Here is a 17767-nt window from a genome sequence, read left to right as displayed (position 1 = left end):
ACCGTCCCCGCAGCGATCTCGCAGGGACGGTCGGCGGCCCCCGCATTGTCAGTGCCCCCCGAGATGATGGATCCGGAATCAACCGCTTACAGGGCAAGGGCAGGGAATGCTGATGTTGGTGCCGTGGACCACGCTGGAGCCGACCCAGACGGAAAACGTGGTCGCCGTCATGCTGTGCCGTGAACATCTCCAGGCTGTACGAATCCGCCCCTCGAAAGGTGATGGCGGCATCGACGTCGTCGAAGTCACCGAAGACGGCTGGGTGGTCTACCAGATCAAGTACTTCCCGACTAATCTCACGTCGAACCAGAAGAAGCAGATCGCAGACTCCTACCACGACGTACAGGTATATGCGGCCTCGCAGGGGGGCCGCATCGCGGCCTGGCACCTGGTTCTCCCGCTGGATGCCACCAAAGAAAACCGCTTCGCCTGGTTCAGCACGCTCACCCAGGACGCCGAATACCCCTGCGAGTGGATGGGGCTGAGCCAGCTCAACGGCCTGGCGGCCAAGTACCAAGACGTCATCGATTACTTCCTCGGTAACGGACTGGAGCGGGTGCTGGCGCTGCAGAAGCAACTGCTGGACCTGATGGGTCTCCAGCAGCGTGCCGACCGGGCCCTCGAGGAGGGCAAGCCGAATCCCTTCCAGGCTGCCGACGCCACCAGCGGTCTGGAAAGTCTCTATCGGGCGCTCAATGCCCACGATCCGTTTTACCGGTACAGCTTCTCGGTAGATCAGGACCGCACGATGCCGCAGGACGAACCGATGCTCGTCTTTGCCAGCCAGACCCAGGACAGTGACGGGCCGTGCATCACCTTCCGTGTCTACGCCCGCTACGAACAGGCCACCCGAGACCATGAGTTGGGCATCAAGTGGACGGTGTCTTTCTCCGAGGACAAGCCCGTACCGCAGGCCTTCCACGAGGCTTTGACGTACGGCACGCCTGTGACGGTGTCCTCCGCCGAGACCGCCTCCTTCGACTGCACCATGGACCTGCCCGGCGGGCTGGGCGGCCAGTTTTCCAGCGGCACCGTCAGTCTGGGGCCGGCCTGGCGGGACGAGGCCCCCGGCCGCAAGCTGCGGCTGCAGCTGTTGAATGAAGCCGGACAAGTGCTGGAAAGTCTTACCTTCGAAATGGAACCGACCCGCAGGGGAATCTCCGGGAAAGGGCTGTCAGTACTCGGCCGTGATGCCTCCGGCGTATTGGAGGTGCAGATTCTGACCTCCCTGGAGGGTAAGCGGCAAACGACGATGCGGTTCAGCCGCAATCCCCTGGAAGGACTCCCTCCCGAGGAGGTCCTCCCGGCCCTGCGCTTCATGGCAAGGCTCAAAGCACCGCACAGCATTCGCGCTGCCGCCCCATATGGCCCCGTCCGTAGCGAACCGATGCCGTTCCAGGGCGACCCGAACAGCGACATGCACGTGATGGCCGCGCGTGCCGCCGCTGTGGCCGAGGCCCTGTCGGTGGTGCAGGAACACACAACAGAACAGCTCGTGATGCCCGACCTGCTGCAGACGACCCTCGTGGAGGCCGCCCGACTGCAGTGGATCGCACGTCTGCTGCGCCATGAGACGCTCACCTATCGGTGGGCTCGGGCCGAGATGGCCCTGCCCAAGGGAGTCTCCCCTGTCCCGGTCACACAGGGAGACGTCCCGGAGCAGCGAACCTTCTACCTTCCGCTCACCGTCACGCTCGCCGGCCAGGAACGTGAACTCGGCCTCGGAATGGAGCGGATCGACTTCCCTTCAGCGCTGGTTGAAGCAGCGGAAGACGCAGACAGCTGGCAACTGATCTGTCGTCCAGGGGCCAGCGTGGAGGGCACCAGCACGTATGTGATCAGTCCTGGTGGTGCCCGGCACGCGTAACCCACCGTGGGGGCGGGGTGCTTGCCATGGCGTCGATGAGGGGCCTCGGCCTCGCTATAGTCCCGGCCATGACGGATCCGGTGAGTGGGTTATCGGGACGGGCCGCCGCGCAGCTCATCAGTGCGGCCCGTGCGGCGGCGAACCCCATCACGGTCGTCAGGCATGGCCGCCGCGAGGACCGCGCCGGCGTCTACGACCGGTTCGTTCAGGCATGCAGTCACGCAGTGGCCACGCACGATCGCGAGGCGATCGCCGAGGTGTGGACCGCATTGCAGGCCATCAAGCTGCGTGCCGATAGGGCCGTCCGCGAGGCCGCCGAGGCTCCTTTCCAGCGGGTCGCAATGATTGCTGACCCCGGTGCCACGGGGATGTGGGCGCGGTGGGTCGATGACCTCGAGATGGAGGGCGCTGAACGTCCTGAGTTGGAGCAGGAGTTCGACACAGGTCTATCTCGCGATGACGATGTGCGGTTCCTTTCCGCACTGGACGGCTTCATCACGCTGGCCCGGCTGGACTTGCTCCGCCGCTGGTGGCACAGCGCCCTCCCTGGGCCGGTACGCCGCTGGCACATGGGCCGGAAACATGGGAACCAGCACGGAGGCCCCGGTCGTCCGTGGAAGCAACCTCGAGTGGAACTGCGGCTCTCGGAAGATGTCCTCGCTCGTGTCGATGACGCCAAGAGGAACCCCTTAGACCGCAGCCGCACGTCAGGGCTGACGGTGCACCCTCTCTCGGCGAGCAGGGGCCGCACCTGGCCGACGGCCTGGGTGACGGTGGAGCGGTCCACTCCGAACCAGCAGGCCAGCACGTCGTGGGTGACCCCATGACGAAGATGGACGAGCGTGGCCAGGAGCCGGTCGACGAACACCAGCCGGTGCTTCGCGCCGGCGCCCACGGCCCGCTTCCGCGGTCGAGCGGCAAGCCTCGCCTGGTGACGCTCCTGCCACAAGGGACCGATCTCCTCGACGAGTTCAGCTATCACTCCGGCAGTCAGGCCTGTGATCCGCCTATTACTGATGATCGCCGCACGCGTCGAGTTCCCCACCACCCGGCCATGATCAACCATCCAGGCTCGGCCTCTTACCGCCTACCGTGCACGAGCTCGTAGGGCGTGTATCGGAAGTGGGTCTTGGAGCGGCTTGGAATCTGGGTACAAGCCTGTCTCGCAAAATCGGCAGCGGTCGATGGGCAGGCACTGGTAGTAGTCGGCTGTGGCAGGAGACCTGTGGACCCCAGTGATTTCGATAGCCGGTGTGGCTGTAGGTGGTGCGTTGACGTACCTGACCCAGCGCACGACGCAGCGGGCAGCTGACCGGGCTGACGGGCAAAGGCGAGCTGCGGCGCGAGTGGAGGAGCGACGTGCTGAGCAGATCAGGACCGTGCTGGAGTTCATCCGGTGCGCGCTGGAGGCTGAGGGCGTGGCGCATGCGAGGCCGCCCCGATGGGAGGTCGGCGATGACTGGTATGTGACGGCCAGGCCGGCAATGGACGGTCTTCGGATAGCCGAGAAGAGCATCGAGTTGCTGTGCGCCCCTGGCCTTCACACACCGACGACCGCCTACGCCCGCGCCCTGAATCAAGCGGTCTGGCAGGAGCGTGACGAGGGGAACCTGGCCGAGCGCCTGGAGCCGGTCAAAGCGGAGTTTCTCGCCCTGGCACGCCGCAGTCTGGCCTGACGCCGTCAGGTCACAGCCACTCGTTGATCGCAGCCACCAGTACGGTCGCCTCGTAGCGTACAGCCAGCTTGTCGTACCTCGTGGCCACGGCCCGGTGCCTCTTGAGGCGATTGATGCCGCATTCGACAGCGTGGCGCTCACGGTAGTCGACCGGGTCGAACTTCGGCGGCCGGCCGCCGCGGGAGCCGCGCTTCTTGCGGTTGCGGGACTGGTCGGCCTTGTCTGGGATGGTGCAGCGGATCCCGCGCCGTCGCAGGTAGGCGCGGTTCTTCCGGGAGGCGTACGCCTTGTCGGCGCGCACTCGATTGGGTCGGGTGCGCGGTCGGCCGGGTCCGAGGCGTGGCACGCGGACCTTGCCCAGGACGGGCTCGAACTGCGGCGAGTCCCCTCGCTGCCCAGCCGTCACCACGATCGACACAGGCTTCTGGCCCTGCTCGATGGATAGGTGCAGCTTGGTGGTGAACCCGCCGCGCGAGCGTCCCAGTCCATGATCACCGGGTTCGGTGAAGTTGCCGCCCGGCGGTTCCTTCTGCAGGTCGCCCTGTCTCCTGGCCCCAGCCGCATGCTGATGGGCTCGGCACACCGTGGAGTCGACGCTCAGGTCCCACACGATCTCACCCTTCGCGTCGGCCAGGGACTGGAGCTGGGTGAGGTCTTGGTGCCAGGTGCCGTTCCGCTGTCATCGGCGGAACAGGTCGTAGATCCGGCCCCAAGGCCCGTACTCGATGGGTATGTCCCGACACGGAACACCAGTACGGACCCGGAACCGTATGCCGTTGATCAGTTGTCGTCGGGGCCAGACGGGCGGCCGTCCCGCCTTCGTCCCCTTTGGCAACAACGGCCCCAACATTGCCCACTGTTCGTCCGTGAGATCTCCCCGCGCCATGAACCGCGATCATTCATTGCTCAAGATCCACTTTCGATACACGGCCTAGCGGTCCTCGGCCGAGGTCACGGGGACGAGGGTGAAGACGCGGACGACTCGTCCGGACTCTCGGGCGTAGTCGTCGAAGCACGGCATCCTGGCGAGAATGCGGCCCCGGGCGGCTTGTAGTTCCTGGTCGGTCAGCAGGCGGGCGCGCACCGCGATGGTCCGGCCGTGCCAGTCCACCCACGCGTGCGGGTCGCGCAGCAGATGGTGGGACCAGGCGGGGTGTCGGGGCCGGCCGAAGTTGGTGGCCATGACCGTGAAGGTGCCCGACGCGGTCGCGTCGGTCAGCAGGGGTGTGCGGCACGGTGTGCCGTCGCGTCGGGTGGTGTGCGGGACGAGGGTGGGCACCAGCAGTCGGCTGAACATCCAGCGGCGACGGGTCCAGCGTTGGAATCGGCGGTCGAGGCGGGGCAGCAGACGCGGGCCCCACCGGCGCAGCAGCCGGCTGTTCCCCACCTGGCGCCGGAGGCGCTGCCGTCGGCGGCCCGGGAGCCTGTTGGTGCCGGGTGCGGGGGCGGTCATGCGCGTGTGTGGTGGCTCGGTGCCGGCGGCGCCGGCCGGAACGCACGGTCGGTCAACTCCTGGGAGAGGTCCCAGAGCCGCTGGGCGGCCCGGGCGTCGCCCGCCCGCCGCGCGGCGCGCACCCGCACGGGCGGGCCCGAGCACTCCCAGCGGCCTCCTGGGCCGAGGAACTCACCGGCGTCGATGCGGGGATCCGTGGCGGCGCGCACCAGCGTCCATGCCGCCGTGCTCGGCGAGGCCCACCCTGTCTGCAGGCCGCGCAGCAGGCGGGCCTCGGCCTTCCGGCCGGCGGCGTGCAGGGCGTGAGAGGCCAGGGTGGTGTCGACCAGGCCCGGATGCACGGTCACGGTGTGCAGCGGAAGCCGGTGGGTCCGGGCCCAGGTGACGAGGGCAGGCCGGCACCGGGGCGTAGGGTCATCGGCCGCACTCCCACGTGTCCTGGCTGTCGTCGCGCGTCATGCGTACCCAACGAGCAGGGGGAGCGCCGGTGATGGCCCCCTGGAGCGTGTCGGACCGTCGGGACGTGAGGGCAGGCCCACGGCGGGGTGCGGCTCGGGTACGTTCACAGCGACGCGGCGGCGGGTGGTGCTCACCCCGCGTCCACCGGGTCAGCCCGCGCGGGCGCGAGGTGCGGTCTGCTGTGGTGCCGGGTGCGCAGGGCGAAGACGAGCATCGCCAGCAGGGAGGCCGCGACGAACCAGGGAAGGGCTCGCGCCGCACACCAGAGGGCGGGGGTGCCGGTGAAGGCGACGGCCGGCGCAGCCTGCGAGGGGCCGTACAGCGGCAGGATGCTCAGCCCCCGCTGGTCGCCGGCCGGGTTGGAGACGGGACTCTGCAGGCCGACATCGATGAGCGTGGCCATGACGACGACGAAGAATCCCTCGAGTTCCCCGCGCAGCAGGTACCCGGCCAGGATGCCGAGCCCTCCGTAGGCCAGGCTGGCCCCCGCCACGGCGGCGGCGACCGTCCAGAACTGGGTCAACTGCCAGGACAGGCGCAGCAGTACGGTGGTGTAGCAGGTCAGCACGACGGTGATGACGAGCAGGGCGACGACCTGGCCGGCCAGCAGTTGTGGACGGGGGTACCCGGCCAGTACCAGGCGCTGGTCCATGTCCCGGGCGCTGAAGGTGGCCATGAACATCATGGAACCGGCGATCACCGTGACGGCGTGCAAGGCGCTGGTGACCTGGATCGTGCGGCTCATCGAGGCGGTCACCTCGATACCGAGGGCGCTGTTGTCGAACGCCACGGCCTTCGGCACGGCGGTGGCGCGGACCAGGTAGATCCAGGTCGGGATGAAGAAGGCGGTCAGGAGCAGGGCGAAACGATTGCGGAAGTGGCCGGTCAGGGTGAATTCCACGGCCGCGGTCAGCGCGGTCCAACGGTGCGTCATCGGGTTTCCCTCTGCGGGTGCCGTAGCGCCCGGGCAGCGGTCAGCCGAAGTCGTCGGGGACGACGCGGAGCTTGTTCGCGATGCGGGCGAGGGCCTTCTGGTCGGTGGCGTTGAGTTCGTCCAGGACGACGCGGCGCACGGCGCGCAGGTGCGTGGGCGCCGCCCGGTGCACGAGGTCGAAGCCGGCCTCGGTGAGTCCGGCGAGGGTGTAACGCCCGTCCTCCGGGTCGGGTGCCCGCACGACCCAGCCGCGCTGTTCACAGCGCTTGACGACGTTGGACAGGCGGGAGAGCGACCCGCTGGCGAGGAAGGCCAGCTCTCCCATCCGCAATGTGCGTCGCGGGGCTTCGGAGAGGTGGCTGAGCACGAGGTACTCGAACAGGGTGAGGCCGTGCTCCCGCCGCAGTGGCGACTCCAGTCTGCCGGGCAGCAGCAGGACGAGGGAGATCAGCCCCGTCCACGCCGTCTTCTCCTGCTCGTCGAGCCATCGCGGCTCCTCGTCGTCCTCCTGCGGGCCCGTGCCGCCCATGGTTTCTCCCGTGTCGCTCATGCGTCTTCCCGTCCCGCCGTCCGGCCGGCCGGTTCGGGAATCACTTTACGCTTGAAGTCGTTGCATGGTTAAGTTCACTTCATGCGTGAACTCATACGAGAGGCGCGCACCCTGCGGACGGGAAGAGGAAACACCATGGGCACCGTCACCTTCGGTATCACCCCGGGCTTCGGCGAGAAGCTGCACGCGGCCCTCGGCTACAGCGGGGCCGTCCGTGTCGGCGACCGGGTCGAGATCTCCGGCCAGGCCGGCGTGGACGACGACCTGGTCGTCCCCGATGCGCTGGAGGACGAGATCATCCAGGCGTTCGACAACGTGGAGCGCACGCTCGCCACGGTCGGTGCGACGTGGAAGGACGTCATCCATGTGAACTCGTACCACAAGGTCGCGCCGGGGGACGACGTCATCGGTGAGGACCACAACGCGGTCATGGCCGAGCAGTTCCGGCGTCGACTCGGTGGCCGCGCGCCGATCTGGACCGAGACCGGCGTCACGGTCCTGGGCCTGGCCGCCATGCGCGTGGAGATCCGCGTCACCGCCATCGTCGGCAGCGGTGACTGAACACCGGTCACCACCGGCTCACCACCCACCCCGTCCGCACGTCCCGCCGACGGCCGCCCGGCCGGCCCCGGTGCTCCTTCCGGAGGCACCGGGGCGGGAAGTCCTGCGGAGCGCGCGGAGGTCAGGCGTCGTACGACAGCCCGTGCCCGGCGGGGAAGAGGACCTCGCTCGGGTCGTCGGCCCGCTGGACGGGCACGGGCAGTTTGCCGTGCGGCTCGACCCGGCCGGCGATCACCCGGGCGGCCGCGCGCAGTTCGACCTCGGTCCAGCAGTAGGAGACCAGTGATGCCGGGACCTCGCCGAGGTGGGCGATGTCGTAGGGGTTGCGCACGGCGAGGTGGACGACGGGGACGCCGGTCGCGAGCAACCGTGAGACCAGGAGGCGTTGGGTGCTGGTGGCGCCGACGTTGTCGGTGGTGACCACCACCGCGTCCCGCCCCCGTGCGGCGGCCACGGCCTCGTCGATCTTCGCCGTGTCGGGGGCCCGGCCGGTGGCGAGGTGGGTGGTGCTGTAGCCCAGTTCGTCGAAGGCCCCGGCCAGTTCGGGCACCGTGGTGCGGGTGGCGTCGGTCGGGAAGGCCGGGCTCGCGCCGACCACGAGCAGCCTGCGCTGTCTGCGGCGCAGCGGGAGCGCCTCGTCCTCGTTGACCAGCAGGGTGGTGGTGCGCTCGGCGATCCGGGCGGCGGCGAGGCGGTGCTTGCGGGCACCGACGACCCGGTCGACCTCCTTCGCGGACACGTAGGGGCTGCCGCTGAGCAGTCCCACCTTGTCCTTCACCCGCAGGATGCGCAGGACGGACTCGTCGAGCCGGTCCTCGGTGATCTCTCCGCTGCGGACGGCGGCCAGGACGCCTCGGTAGGCGACGTCGATGTTCGGGGGGAACAGCAGCTGGTCGACGCCGGCCTTGAGGGCGAGGACGGGTACGCGGTCGTCGCCGTACTTGGTGCGCACCCCCTGCATGTTGAGCGCGTCGGTGACGATGACGCCGTCGAAGCCGAGTTCGTCCCGCAGCACGCCCTGGAGGATGGCGGGTGACAGGGTGGCCGGTTCGTTGCTGGGGTCGAGCGCGGGCACCTGGAGGTGCGCGGTCATGATCGAGTCGACGCCGGCGGCGATCGCGGCCTTGAAGGGCGGGGCGTCGATCCGGTCCCATTCCTCGCGGGTGTGGGTGATCACGGGCAGTCCGGTGTGGCTGTCCTCCCCGGTGTCCCCGTGGCCGGGGAAGTGCTTGGCGCAGGCGACGACGCCGGCCCGCTGGTAACCCGTCACCTGGGCCGCCACCATGCGGCCGACCGCACGGGCGTCGGCGCCGAAGGAGCGGACGTTGATGATGGGGTTGGCCGGATTGACGTTGACGTCGGCGACCGGGGCGAAGTTCTGGTGGATGCCCAGGGCGGCGAGTTCGGTGCCCGAGATCAGTCCGGCGGTGCGTGCGTCGGAGAGCGAGCGGCCCGCGCCGAGCGCCATCGCCCCCGGCAGCTGCGTGGCCCCGCTGCCGATACGGACGTTGGCCCCGTGCTCCTGGTCGATGGAGATCAGGGACGGGACGGGGGTGGGCAGGGCGAGCGAGGCCCGCTGCACGCCGTTGGTCAGGTCCGCGACCTGGCGGGGGTCCTGGATGTTGTTCGTCCAGCCGGAGAAGTAGATGACACCGCCGAGGTGGTACTTGGCGATCAGCTCGGCCACGGTGCGGACGCCGAGTTCCCTGAGGTTGCGGTCCTGGTCGACCTGGCTCGGAGAACTCGCCGACGTGCCGTAGAAGTACGGCACGAACAGCTGGCCGATCTTGGCCTCGACGCTCATCCTGGAGATGATCTTCTTGAGGCGGTGGTCGCGCCCGTGTGCGACCGCGGGGGTGGCCGCAGTGCCCACGACCCCCGTCGCGCTCGCGGCGACCACGGTCGCGGAGGCGAGAACGGTTCGTCTGGACATGCTTCGGTCCTGCATGCGGGCATGCTCCTTCCGGCCTTGCTCGTCAAGGGAGTCGAAGGAAACGCAAAGGACTTCCGAACAGCGGGAAACGTAGCCCGCTGGTCACGAGCGGGGCAAGAGGTCTAGACAAAATAGGTCTAGACAAAGCAGGGGGATCATTCCGTGGGCGCGGGTGCCCCGACGGCGTCGCGCGGGACTGCTCCGCGCACCACGGCTCCACAGTGGCCCGGGTACAACCTTCGGCGACGCGCGGATGTCTCCTCGGTGAACGCAGCAAGGTCCGTGCCCTCACCGCTCCGTCCGACGGCGGGGAGACGCACACGGTCGCACGCCCCTGTCCGTGGTGGGGCCGCGTCGGGGACCGGTGCCTTCCGGCACCCGCACCGGTCCCCGCCACGGCGCCGTGCCCGGACCAGGGGCTGCACATCTCGCCCGCGACACGGCCGTCGGCAGTCGTGGGCAGTCCCGGAGACCAAGGAGGGTTTCCCGTGCGTCACATCAGAGAACTGGCCGTCACGGCCACGGCACTCCTCACCCTGGGCGGCGGCGCGTTGGTCGCGGCCCCCGCGGCCCAGGCCGCAGCCACCGCCGTACCCTTCCCGTCCATCGGCTGGCAGCAGCGCAACTGCGACTACGACGGCAACGGGTTCGACGATGTGCTCACCGGCGCCCCGGGCGCCACGGTGAACGGTGCCACGGGCGCCGGGTACGTCACGGTGCAGTACAGCTCGTCGAGCGGTCTCAGTACGACGAAGAAGAGCGTGCTCCACCAGGACGTCTCCGGCGTGCCCGGCGCCGTGGAAGCCGGCGACGGCTTCGGAGCGGCCGTCGCCTCGGGCGACCTGGACAACGACGGCTACGACGACGCCGTCGTCGCGATCCCGGACGAAGATCTCACGGGCCTGGCCGACGCCGGCGGCGCGGTCGTCTTCTGGGGATCGCCGACCGGACTGCACGGCTCCGACAGCACGTGGCTGGAGAACGACGACCCGCGGGCGGGCGCCCGCTTCGGGCGGGCCGTCGAGGCCGCGCGCTACTTCGCCCCCGACCCGGCCGACCCGGATGCCGACCCACGGGACTCGATCGCCGTCCTGGAGAACGACGCCCTGCTCTTCTTCACCCACACGCCCGGCCAGGACGCGCAGCGGCTGACGATGGCGGACCGCGGGATACGGGCGGGGGACGTCGCGCCGCGGGACACCGGCTTCGAGTTCCGCAGCCTCAGCCACGGCAACTACAACGAGGACCCCTGGGCCGACCTGGCCGTCTCCGGCGTCACCACCGGGAGCCGACCGGGCACCGGCACCGTGCGCGTACTGCACGGCGCGCCGGACGTCGGGGGCCTCGGCGACGGGGGGACGTTCCCGGGCGGTCCGGCCGTCGTCTCCGGGGACTGGGACGGCACGGGGCAGGACGACCTCGTCATCGGTGACACCGGTGCCGGCGCGCCGACGGGCGGCGGGATCACCCTCTACCTGGGCCGCGGTGACCTGTCGGGGCTCGAACCCGAGCCGGCGCAGTACTGGACCCAGGACTCCACCGGCGTGCCCGGTACCTCTGAGGCGGGCGACCAGTGGGGCGCCGAGCTGTCGGCCGGGGACACCGACGGCGACGGCCACCCGGACCTCGCCGTGGGCGCGCCGGGCGAGGACATCGGCACCGTGCCCGACGCGGGCGCCGTGTGGGTGCTGCGCGGCGACCGGACCGGATTCAGCGACGTCGGGGTGAAGAGCTTCGACCAGCAGCTCGCCGACATCCCCGGTACGGCGGAGAAGTCGGACCGCTGGGGCGGTCAGGTACGGCTGATCGACGCCGACAAGGACGGCCTCTTCGGGCTCCTGGCGGCGGCACCGGGCGAGAACACCGACGACGGCTTCGTATGGGTCGTACCCGCCTCGCCGTCGGGGCTGGTCGCCGCCGGCACGTGGACCTACGACGGGGCGCGGCTCGGGGCGCCGACGGCCGACGCGCGCTTCGGCGCGGCGATCGACGAGTAACTCCGCGAGGGAGGCCGCCCTCCCGGTCGGTGGCGGCCTCCTCACTCCGGACGACGGTGTCGTGCGCGCGGTACGCCGTCGCACAGCCCTGACCTCCGTCCGGGCGGTGCGCCGGCGGCAACCCGAGGTGCGCGGAACCTTCTTGTGAACGGCTTGTGAGGGCGGCAACGGGCAGGTGTTTCTTCGCCCTCCCGTGGGACCCGGACGGTCTCTACGGCAGGAGGGTGTTGATGATGGCTGAGACGAGCCGTCCCGCCTCCGGCGGCCATTCCGGGCGTTCTTCCTCGAGTGGTGAGCCGGTGGGGGAGTTGGTGCAGCGTGCGTCGCAGCAGCTCACCGAGTTGGTGCGGGCGGAGATGCGGCTGGCGCAGGCGGAGATGAAGGAGAAGGGCAAGCGGTACGGCAAGGGCGGCGGCCTGTTCGGCGGGGCCGGTCTCGCCGGCTTCTTCACCTTGCAGGCGCTGATCGCCACGGCGATCGCCGCCCTCGCGATACCGCTGCCGGTATGGGCGGCTGCCCTGATCGTCACCGCCGTTCTCGGCGCGGTCACGGGTGTGTTGGCGATGACGGGCAAGAAGGAAGTGAGCCGGGCCGCCCCGCCGGCACCCGAGCGGACCATCGACAGCGTGAAGGCCGACGTGGCCGAGATCAAGGAGAGTGCCAAGCGATGACCCAGCCGCCCCACGACGAACCCACTGCCCAGAGCCCGGAGGAACTGCGCGAGCAGGTCGAACAGACCCGCCACCGACTGGGGGAGACGGTCGAGGCCCTGGCCGACAAGACCGACGTCAAGGCCCGCGTCCAGGAGAAGGCCGTGGCCGCGAAGGAGCAGGCGTCGGCGAAGGCCACGGAGCTGACCGGAGAGGTCAAGGCCAAGGCGGCCCAGGCCGTACAGCTGGTGCAGGAGAAGCTGCCCGAACCGGTCACGGCGAAGGCCGCGGCAGCGGCGGGGCAGGCCAGGACCAAGGCCGGACAGGCCAGGCAGGTCTGGCACGACCAGGCCCCCGAACCCGTACGGAACAACCGCACGCCGCTCGTGGCGGCCGGAGCGGCTCTCGTCGTCGCCTGCGTGCTGCTGCGCCGCAAGAAGAAGTAGCGAGAGAAGAAGCGGGGAGAGAAGAAGCGGGGAGAGAAGAAGCGGGGAGAGAAGAAGCGGCGAGTAGGGAAGCCGGGCGCGGGCGGCCCAGACCCGGGGACGGCGGACACGCTCCGCCGTCCCCGGGCCGTTGCGTGCCCCCGGCTGGAAAGGCGCGCCCTGCCCGGGCCCGAGCGTCCCGCAATTCATGTGCTCCGATGGGCGCGCGCAGGGCATCATGGCGTGCATGACCCCATCTCGAAAGGCCGATGCCGCGTAGACGGCCAGGCGCGCTGCGCGCCGGACGATCCACACCTCGGGTCCGGGCCTGGGACGAACCGCCGCCGCAGCGCATCCGCGGACTCTCCCCACGTACCAGCATGTCGATCCACCGTGCGGAGAGACTCTCCGGCGGCTACGTCGTCTTCCCCGGGGTCACCGACCTCGCGCTGCGGCGCTACCGGGCGTTCCTGCGGCCCGTGGGCCGTCGGCCGCTCTATCCGCGGGACGCGCGGTGCCCGTGCCGGGGCTGCTCCCTCGACGACGTACGCCACGCCCGCGACGTGCTGGACGACATCATCCGGCACCTGCCCACCCGGGCCCGCTCGGAACTGAGCCGTCACGTGGCTCGCCTGGACTCCGTGTACAGGACGCGCACCCTGCCGGGTGTCCACCGCGGTGTGGTGGCGCGGTTTGCCTGTCCCACGGGTGGGGGAGGAATCGCTCGAACGAACGCCATTCCCGTACGAGGGACTTGCGTGAGGAAACCGGCGCAAGCCCCTCCGTAGAGGTACGGACGTCTCGAGCAGAAACGGGGGCAACTGCTTTGAGCGATCAGCAGCACCTGATCTCGCTAGCGGTCATCGCCGACCCGGACGGTGAGCAGACCCGGTCACTCAGCCGATGGCTGCAACGGGACAACGACGTGACCACATCACCCGAGATCACGCCGGGCGCCGCGGAGCCGGACCCGGAGGCGATGAGCGGCGGACTGGAGTGGCTGAACTTCGCCGTCTCCTCCGCGATCGGCCTGAGCAGCCTGATCGTCAGCATCGCGACCTGGTGCTCGACGAGGGGCTCGACGCAGCAGGTCCGTGTGTCCAGCGACCGGGGCCACTCCGCGGACGTCTCCCGTGTGGACACCGCACCTGACCGCGCCGAGGAGCGCGCTGAAGAGGTGTGGGGCGACGACGCGATGGAAGAGTAGCCGGGCATGAGCGGACAGTTGCGCGATCCGCGCCAGTCGGCCGCGGTCATAGCCGGAGTCTTCCACCAGGCCCCTGGCAGCGACCTCCTGAACCTCCCGGCCGTCGAGAACAACATCCGCGGTCTGGCACGGGTCCTCCGTGACCCGGACGTCTGGGGACTTCCCGACGGACGATGTGTCGAAATCCCCCAGCCGACCAGGGAGCAGTTCCTGAGCGCGGTCGGTGAGGCCGGCGCGGCAACGGACACGCTGTTCGTCTACTTCGCGGGGCACGGCATGATCCACCCGGCCACGGACCGGTTCTACCTCGCCCTGCCGGACTTCAACAGCGAGGGCGAGTACGGGACCAAGGCCCTCAGGTACGCCGACTTGCAGGACCTGCTCTGGGAACCGCGCATCAAAGCGCGTCACAAGGTGATCGTCCTGGATACCTGTTTCAGCGCCAGAGCGTTCGACGATTCCATGGGCGGGGAGAACACCGTCTACCAAACACTGAGGACTCGTGGCGCGTGCACTCTCGTGTCCTCGGACGTCACGGAGATCTCCAGGGCGCCGCAGGGGGCCGACTACACGGCGTACACCGCGCGCCTGATCTCCACGCTGAAAGACGGTATCGAGGACGAGGAGGAGACGCTCACCCTCCAGGCCATCCACCACCGGGTCCGCGAGCGGCTACGGTCAGCGGGCATCTCGACCCCGCGCATTCTGGGCGCCGACGACACCCCATTGGTGCGGATCGCCCGTAACCGGGCCTTCGGCGGCCCCACGAAGCCCGGCGGCACGCGTACGCCGTCGCCGGTGGAACGATGGCAGGATTTCCAGGACGAGTTGTTCCGTCTGCTCCAGACAGAAGTCGGAACCGGCACGGCGGATGCGCGGGTGGAGCGGTCGCTCTCCTGGGAGCCCCGACTCGGCCCGCAGCAGGAAGGGGAGCGCCTGCTCGCGCTCTTCGAGCACCGTACGCTGCTGGGCAACCGGTTCACGGCCCTCACGACGAGGTCCGTGAAGTTCAGCCACGCCAAGAACGGAAACAGCTGTGCCCAGGTCGACTACACGGATCTGCACCGGTGGTCCGTCAAGGTCGAGCCTGTGGAGTCCTTCTGGTACAGGTACAAGCAGGCCCGCGCGGAATGGTACGGGAAGCCCGCGTACGCGTACCCCACTCCCCAGTACGAGGTACTCCTGACCTCTGATGAGACCACTTTCTCCTTACCGCACGGAAGAGTTGGGGACACCCAGCTCTGCAACCTCCTCGTCAAAGTACGGGACTTGACCCGGAAGTACGATCTCGACCTGACCGAATGACCACGCCGAACCGGGTCGATCCGAGCCATGCGCCTATCCCGCGTGGGCGTCAGGTGCGGCGAAGCCGAGAGGCGAGTGGCGGCCTCGTTGGGTATGGGGCCGTCGGGGCCGTCGATGGACGACAGACCCTCCGGCGCGGCGGAGGAGTACGAGTTCGGTAGGAAGGACGAGGCGCTCTACATATCCGGGGACACGGCCGATCTGCTCGCCTTCCTGGCCGACTGACCGGCCGGCTCCTCCCCGCGCCCTCCCGGTCGACCGACCACGACTCGCCCTCCCTCCCGGCCGACCACTGCTCCGCCTGCCCGACCGACGTGCCCTTCCGCTTCGCCAACGGCGGTCCGAGGATCCGGTGTCACGGACGCCCGCCCCCACCCCGGAGCCCGTCCCACCTCCCGAGAGAGCCCTCATGCGCACCCCCTCCGCGAAGCGGCTGCCGACCACGCTGGCCGTGTCCGTCCTCGTCGCCGCCGGCACCGCCTCCGCCCAGGCGAGTTCCTCGCCGGGCGCCCCCGCCACCCGACCCGCGGCATGAACCGACGGCGAGACGCGGGGCGCCAAGCCGACGGCCATCCTGGTCCACGGTGTCTTCGCCGACGCATCGGGGTTCAGCGACACCATCGCCCTGCTCCAGAGGGCCGGCTACCAGGTGATCGCGCCGGCCAACCCGCTGCGTGACCTGGAAGGGGACGCCGCCTACGTCTCCAGCGTCACCGACACCGTCCCCGGCCCCGTCGTCCTGGTCGGCCACTCCTACGGCGGCGCGGTCATCACCAACGCGGCCCGCGGCCACGCCAACGTGAAGGCTCGTGTACCTGGGCGGCTTAGCCCCCGACAAGGGCGAAAGCCCTCTGGAGCTGGCGGGCCGCTTCCCGGGCAGCGAACTGGCGCCCGCCCTGACAACCCGGCACTACCCGCTGCCCGGTGGCCACGCCTCGATAGTCTGCTCGCCGTGATCAAGTCATACGCGAGGTCGACTGATGCCGCGGTCGCGGCAGCCGGCGCCCGGGCGGGTGCGGACGTGGTCCGCACCCTGTACGGGCGGCGACTCGACCGCATCGACAAGGGTGCGGGGGACTTCGCCACCGCCGCCGACGTGGAGGCCGAGAAGGCGATCCTCGGCGTGATCCGTGCGGCACGGCCCCGCGACGCGGTGCTCGGCGAGGAGGGCGGACAGCAGGGCGCCGCCGGCTCCGGTCGGCAGTGGCTCGTCGACCCTCTGTGCGGCACGCTCAACTACGCCGTCGGCACCATGCTGGTGGCCGTCAACGTGGCGTTGCGCGACGGGGCGGCGGCCGTGGCCGACCCGTTCAGCGGCGAGGTGTTCCTCACCGACGGGGAGAGCGCCTGGGTGGCGTCCGACGGGGCCGACGACGCGCCACTGACGCCCTCATCCGCTTCCCGGCTGGTGGACGTCAATCTGGATCCGCCGTTCCCGAGCGCGCCGGAGTTCCGGGCCGTGGATCTGCTGGCCCACCCCGGGTTCGTCCAAGGCTTCCGCCCGCGCGTCGTGTCCACGACGCTGGCGCTGGCCTGGGTGGCCGCCGGCCGGCGCGCCGCGTATGTCACCGATGGGGGTTACCTGTCCGGGAGCGTGCACTTCGCGGCCGGTATCGCCGTGTGCCGGGCTGCCGGCTGCGTCGTCACCGGCATCGACGGTGCCCCGGTGGGTGAAGGAGCCCGTGGGCTCGTGGTGGCCGCCGACGAGGAGACCCATGAGCGGTTGATGTCGATGACGCGCGGCCGGAGATAGTGCCGTGACCGGTCGGGGAGGAGGCAGGAAGCGGGCGATCTCCTCCGCGGAGTCCAGCGGCGCGACCGGGACGCGGGCCACTCTCTCCGCCGGCAGCCGATCGGCTCCCCGCCGGTCACCGTTCGCGATCGGTTCCGCAGCCGAAGCGGCTGCCCTCGGACCGACCGCGTGATCGTTTGCCTGCACCAGGGCGGCTGCCCCGCACATGGTTGATCCGTTCGGCACGGCCGAACGCGACGGCCGCGCGGCCGTCGCGCGGGTTGCCGCCTACCGGCGCGTCAGGTGGTCGCGCGCACCGCGTCCCGGATCAGGGCGGCGACGTCCTTGGGCCGGGAGACGGCCACGGCGTGCGACGCGCCGTCGATCTCGACGACCGTCGCCCCGGCGCGCCGCGCGCCGAAGCGTTCCACCTCCGGGTTGATCGCCCGGTCCGCGCCGGCCACGAGCGCCCAGGACGGCTTGTCCCGCCACGCCGCGGCCGAGGCGGTCTCCGTGAAGGTCGAGGCGGCCAGGGGACGCTGCGCCGCTGCCAGGACCCTGGTCACCTCGGCGGGGACGTCGGCGGCGAAGATGCCCGGGTACGCGTCGGTCGCGATCGTGACCTCGACCCCGGGCTCCTCGCCGGCGACGGGGTACGTCTTCTCCGACAGGTTGCTGACCAGCGGCGACAGCGGGAAACGTTCTTGCAGCTCGCCGAGGCTCTCACCCTCGTCGGGAACGTAGGCGGCGACGTAGACGAGGCCGACGACGTTCTCGGCGGTGCCCGCCACGGAGATGACCGCCCCGCCGTAGGAGTGGCCGACCAGTACGACCGGGCCGTCGATCTGGGCGGCCTGCGCGGCGATGTACGCGGCGTCGGAGGCCAGGCCGCGCAGCGGATTCGGCGGCGCCACGACGGGGATGCCCTGGTCCTGAAGCTCCGCGATGACGCCGGACCAGCTGCCGGCGTCGGCGAACGCGCCGTGGACGAGTAGCGCGGTGGGAGTGGTGCCCATGG

At 70.1% G+C, this 17767-nt stretch carries 17 protein-coding genes and 1 pseudogene; 10 read left to right on the top strand and 8 right to left on the bottom strand.

Translation table 11 applies throughout. From position 1 onward, the window contains the following. Positions 1 to 106: 106 nt before the first annotated feature. On the top strand, positions 107 to 1867 hold the full coding sequence (locus AC07FV_RS25610) for a hypothetical protein (protein WP_479089585.1): 1761 nt from the start codon (positions 107 to 109) through the stop codon (positions 1865 to 1867). A gap of 217 nt (positions 1868 to 2084) precedes the next feature. Here the strand turns inward: AC07FV_RS25610 and AC07FV_RS25605 are convergent, their stop codons facing one another. Then, positions 2085 to 2933, bottom strand: a complete 849-nt coding sequence (locus tag AC07FV_RS25605) for a helix-turn-helix domain-containing protein (RefSeq protein WP_479089584.1) — start codon at positions 2931 to 2933, stop codon at positions 2085 to 2087. A 205-nt stretch (positions 2934 to 3138) separates the two neighbouring features. Here AC07FV_RS25605 and AC07FV_RS25600 point away from each other — a divergent pair, with 205 nt between their 5' ends. Beyond that, the gene (locus AC07FV_RS25600) at positions 3139 to 3543 is read left to right on the top strand and encodes a hypothetical protein (RefSeq protein ID WP_479089583.1); all 405 of its coding nucleotides are present in this window, start codon (positions 3139 to 3141) and stop codon (positions 3541 to 3543) included. Positions 3544 to 3553: 10 nt separating this feature from the next. Here the strand turns inward: AC07FV_RS25600 and AC07FV_RS25595 are convergent. The 5 genes and pseudogenes from AC07FV_RS25595 to AC07FV_RS25575 form a co-directional block, all read right to left on the bottom strand. Then, positions 3554 to 4429, bottom strand: a pseudogene (locus AC07FV_RS25595) (IS5 family transposase). A gap of 45 nt (positions 4430 to 4474) precedes the next feature. Further along, positions 4475 to 4996, bottom strand: a complete 522-nt coding sequence (locus AC07FV_RS25590; protein ID WP_479089582.1) for a nitroreductase/quinone reductase family protein — start codon at positions 4994 to 4996, stop codon at positions 4475 to 4477. Next, the gene (locus AC07FV_RS25585) at positions 4993 to 5343 is read right to left on the bottom strand and encodes a hypothetical protein (protein WP_479089581.1); all 351 of its coding nucleotides are present in this window, start codon (positions 5341 to 5343) and stop codon (positions 4993 to 4995) included. Before AC07FV_RS25585 ends, AC07FV_RS25590 begins: the two co-directional genes overlap by 4 nt. Before the next feature lie 242 nt (positions 5344 to 5585). Next, positions 5586 to 6389 carry a hypothetical protein gene (locus AC07FV_RS25580; protein ID WP_479089580.1) on the bottom strand — a complete coding sequence of 268 codons (804 nt, stop codon included), beginning with the start codon at positions 6387 to 6389 and terminating at the stop codon, positions 5586 to 5588. Between the two features lie 40 nt (positions 6390 to 6429). After that, the gene (locus AC07FV_RS25575) at positions 6430 to 6939 is read right to left on the bottom strand and encodes a MarR family winged helix-turn-helix transcriptional regulator (protein WP_479089579.1); all 510 of its coding nucleotides are present in this window, start codon (positions 6937 to 6939) and stop codon (positions 6430 to 6432) included. A gap of 135 nt (positions 6940 to 7074) precedes the next feature. Here AC07FV_RS25575 and AC07FV_RS25570 point away from each other — a divergent pair, with 135 nt between their 5' ends. Next, positions 7075 to 7500 carry a Rid family hydrolase gene (locus tag AC07FV_RS25570; protein WP_366767821.1) on the top strand — a complete coding sequence of 142 codons (426 nt, stop codon included), beginning with the start codon at positions 7075 to 7077 and terminating at the stop codon, positions 7498 to 7500. A gap of 121 nt (positions 7501 to 7621) precedes the next feature. Here AC07FV_RS25570 and AC07FV_RS25565 read toward each other — a convergent pair whose 3' ends face one another. After that, positions 7622 to 9448 carry a glycoside hydrolase family 3 protein gene (locus tag AC07FV_RS25565; RefSeq protein WP_479089578.1) on the bottom strand — a complete coding sequence of 609 codons (1827 nt, stop codon included), beginning with the start codon at positions 9446 to 9448 and terminating at the stop codon, positions 7622 to 7624. A 473-nt stretch (positions 9449 to 9921) separates the two neighbouring features. On the opposite strand from AC07FV_RS25565, the gene AC07FV_RS25560 reads away from it, so the two are divergent. The 7 genes from AC07FV_RS25560 (at position 9922) to AC07FV_RS25530 (ending at position 16770) form a co-directional block, all read left to right on the top strand. Next, positions 9922 to 11430, top strand: coding sequence for an FG-GAP repeat protein (locus AC07FV_RS25560; RefSeq protein WP_479089577.1), 1509 nt, complete (start codon positions 9922 to 9924; stop codon positions 11428 to 11430). A gap of 230 nt (positions 11431 to 11660) precedes the next feature. Then, on the top strand, positions 11661 to 12101 hold the full coding sequence (locus AC07FV_RS25555) for a phage holin family protein (protein ID WP_479089576.1): 441 nt from the start codon (positions 11661 to 11663) through the stop codon (positions 12099 to 12101). Then, entirely contained in the window at positions 12098 to 12526 is a 429-nt protein-coding gene (locus AC07FV_RS25550) for a DUF3618 domain-containing protein (RefSeq protein WP_479089575.1), read from the top strand. Before AC07FV_RS25555 ends, AC07FV_RS25550 begins: the two co-directional genes overlap by 4 nt. 805 nt (positions 12527 to 13331) lie before the next feature. Beyond that, complete coding sequence (locus AC07FV_RS25545) at positions 13332 to 13712, top strand: effector-associated constant component EACC1 (RefSeq protein WP_479089574.1); 381 nt, start codon at positions 13332 to 13334, stop codon at positions 13710 to 13712. 18 nt (positions 13713 to 13730) lie between these two features. Beyond that, positions 13731 to 15017, top strand: coding sequence for a caspase family protein (locus AC07FV_RS25540; RefSeq protein ID WP_479089573.1), 1287 nt, complete (start codon positions 13731 to 13733; stop codon positions 15015 to 15017). 409 nt (positions 15018 to 15426) lie between these two features. Beyond that, positions 15427 to 15552 (top strand): hypothetical protein, encoded by a 126-nt coding sequence (locus AC07FV_RS25535; RefSeq protein WP_479089572.1) that lies wholly within the window; start codon positions 15427 to 15429, stop codon positions 15550 to 15552. Between the two features lie 36 nt (positions 15553 to 15588). After that, entirely contained in the window at positions 15589 to 16770 is a 1182-nt protein-coding gene (locus AC07FV_RS25530) for an inositol monophosphatase family protein (RefSeq protein WP_479089699.1), read from the top strand. Positions 16771 to 17048: 278 nt separating this feature from the next. On the opposite strand, the gene AC07FV_RS25525 is transcribed toward AC07FV_RS25530, so the two are convergent. Continuing rightward, positions 17049 to 17765 carry an alpha/beta fold hydrolase gene (locus AC07FV_RS25525; RefSeq protein WP_479089571.1) on the bottom strand — a complete coding sequence of 239 codons (717 nt, stop codon included), beginning with the start codon at positions 17763 to 17765 and terminating at the stop codon, positions 17049 to 17051. Positions 17766 to 17767 lie beyond the last annotated feature (2 nt).

The sequence above is a fragment of the Streptomyces sp. NPDC045956 genome, from assembly GCF_056430705.1.
This window is presented reverse-complemented; position numbering and strand designations above follow the sequence as displayed.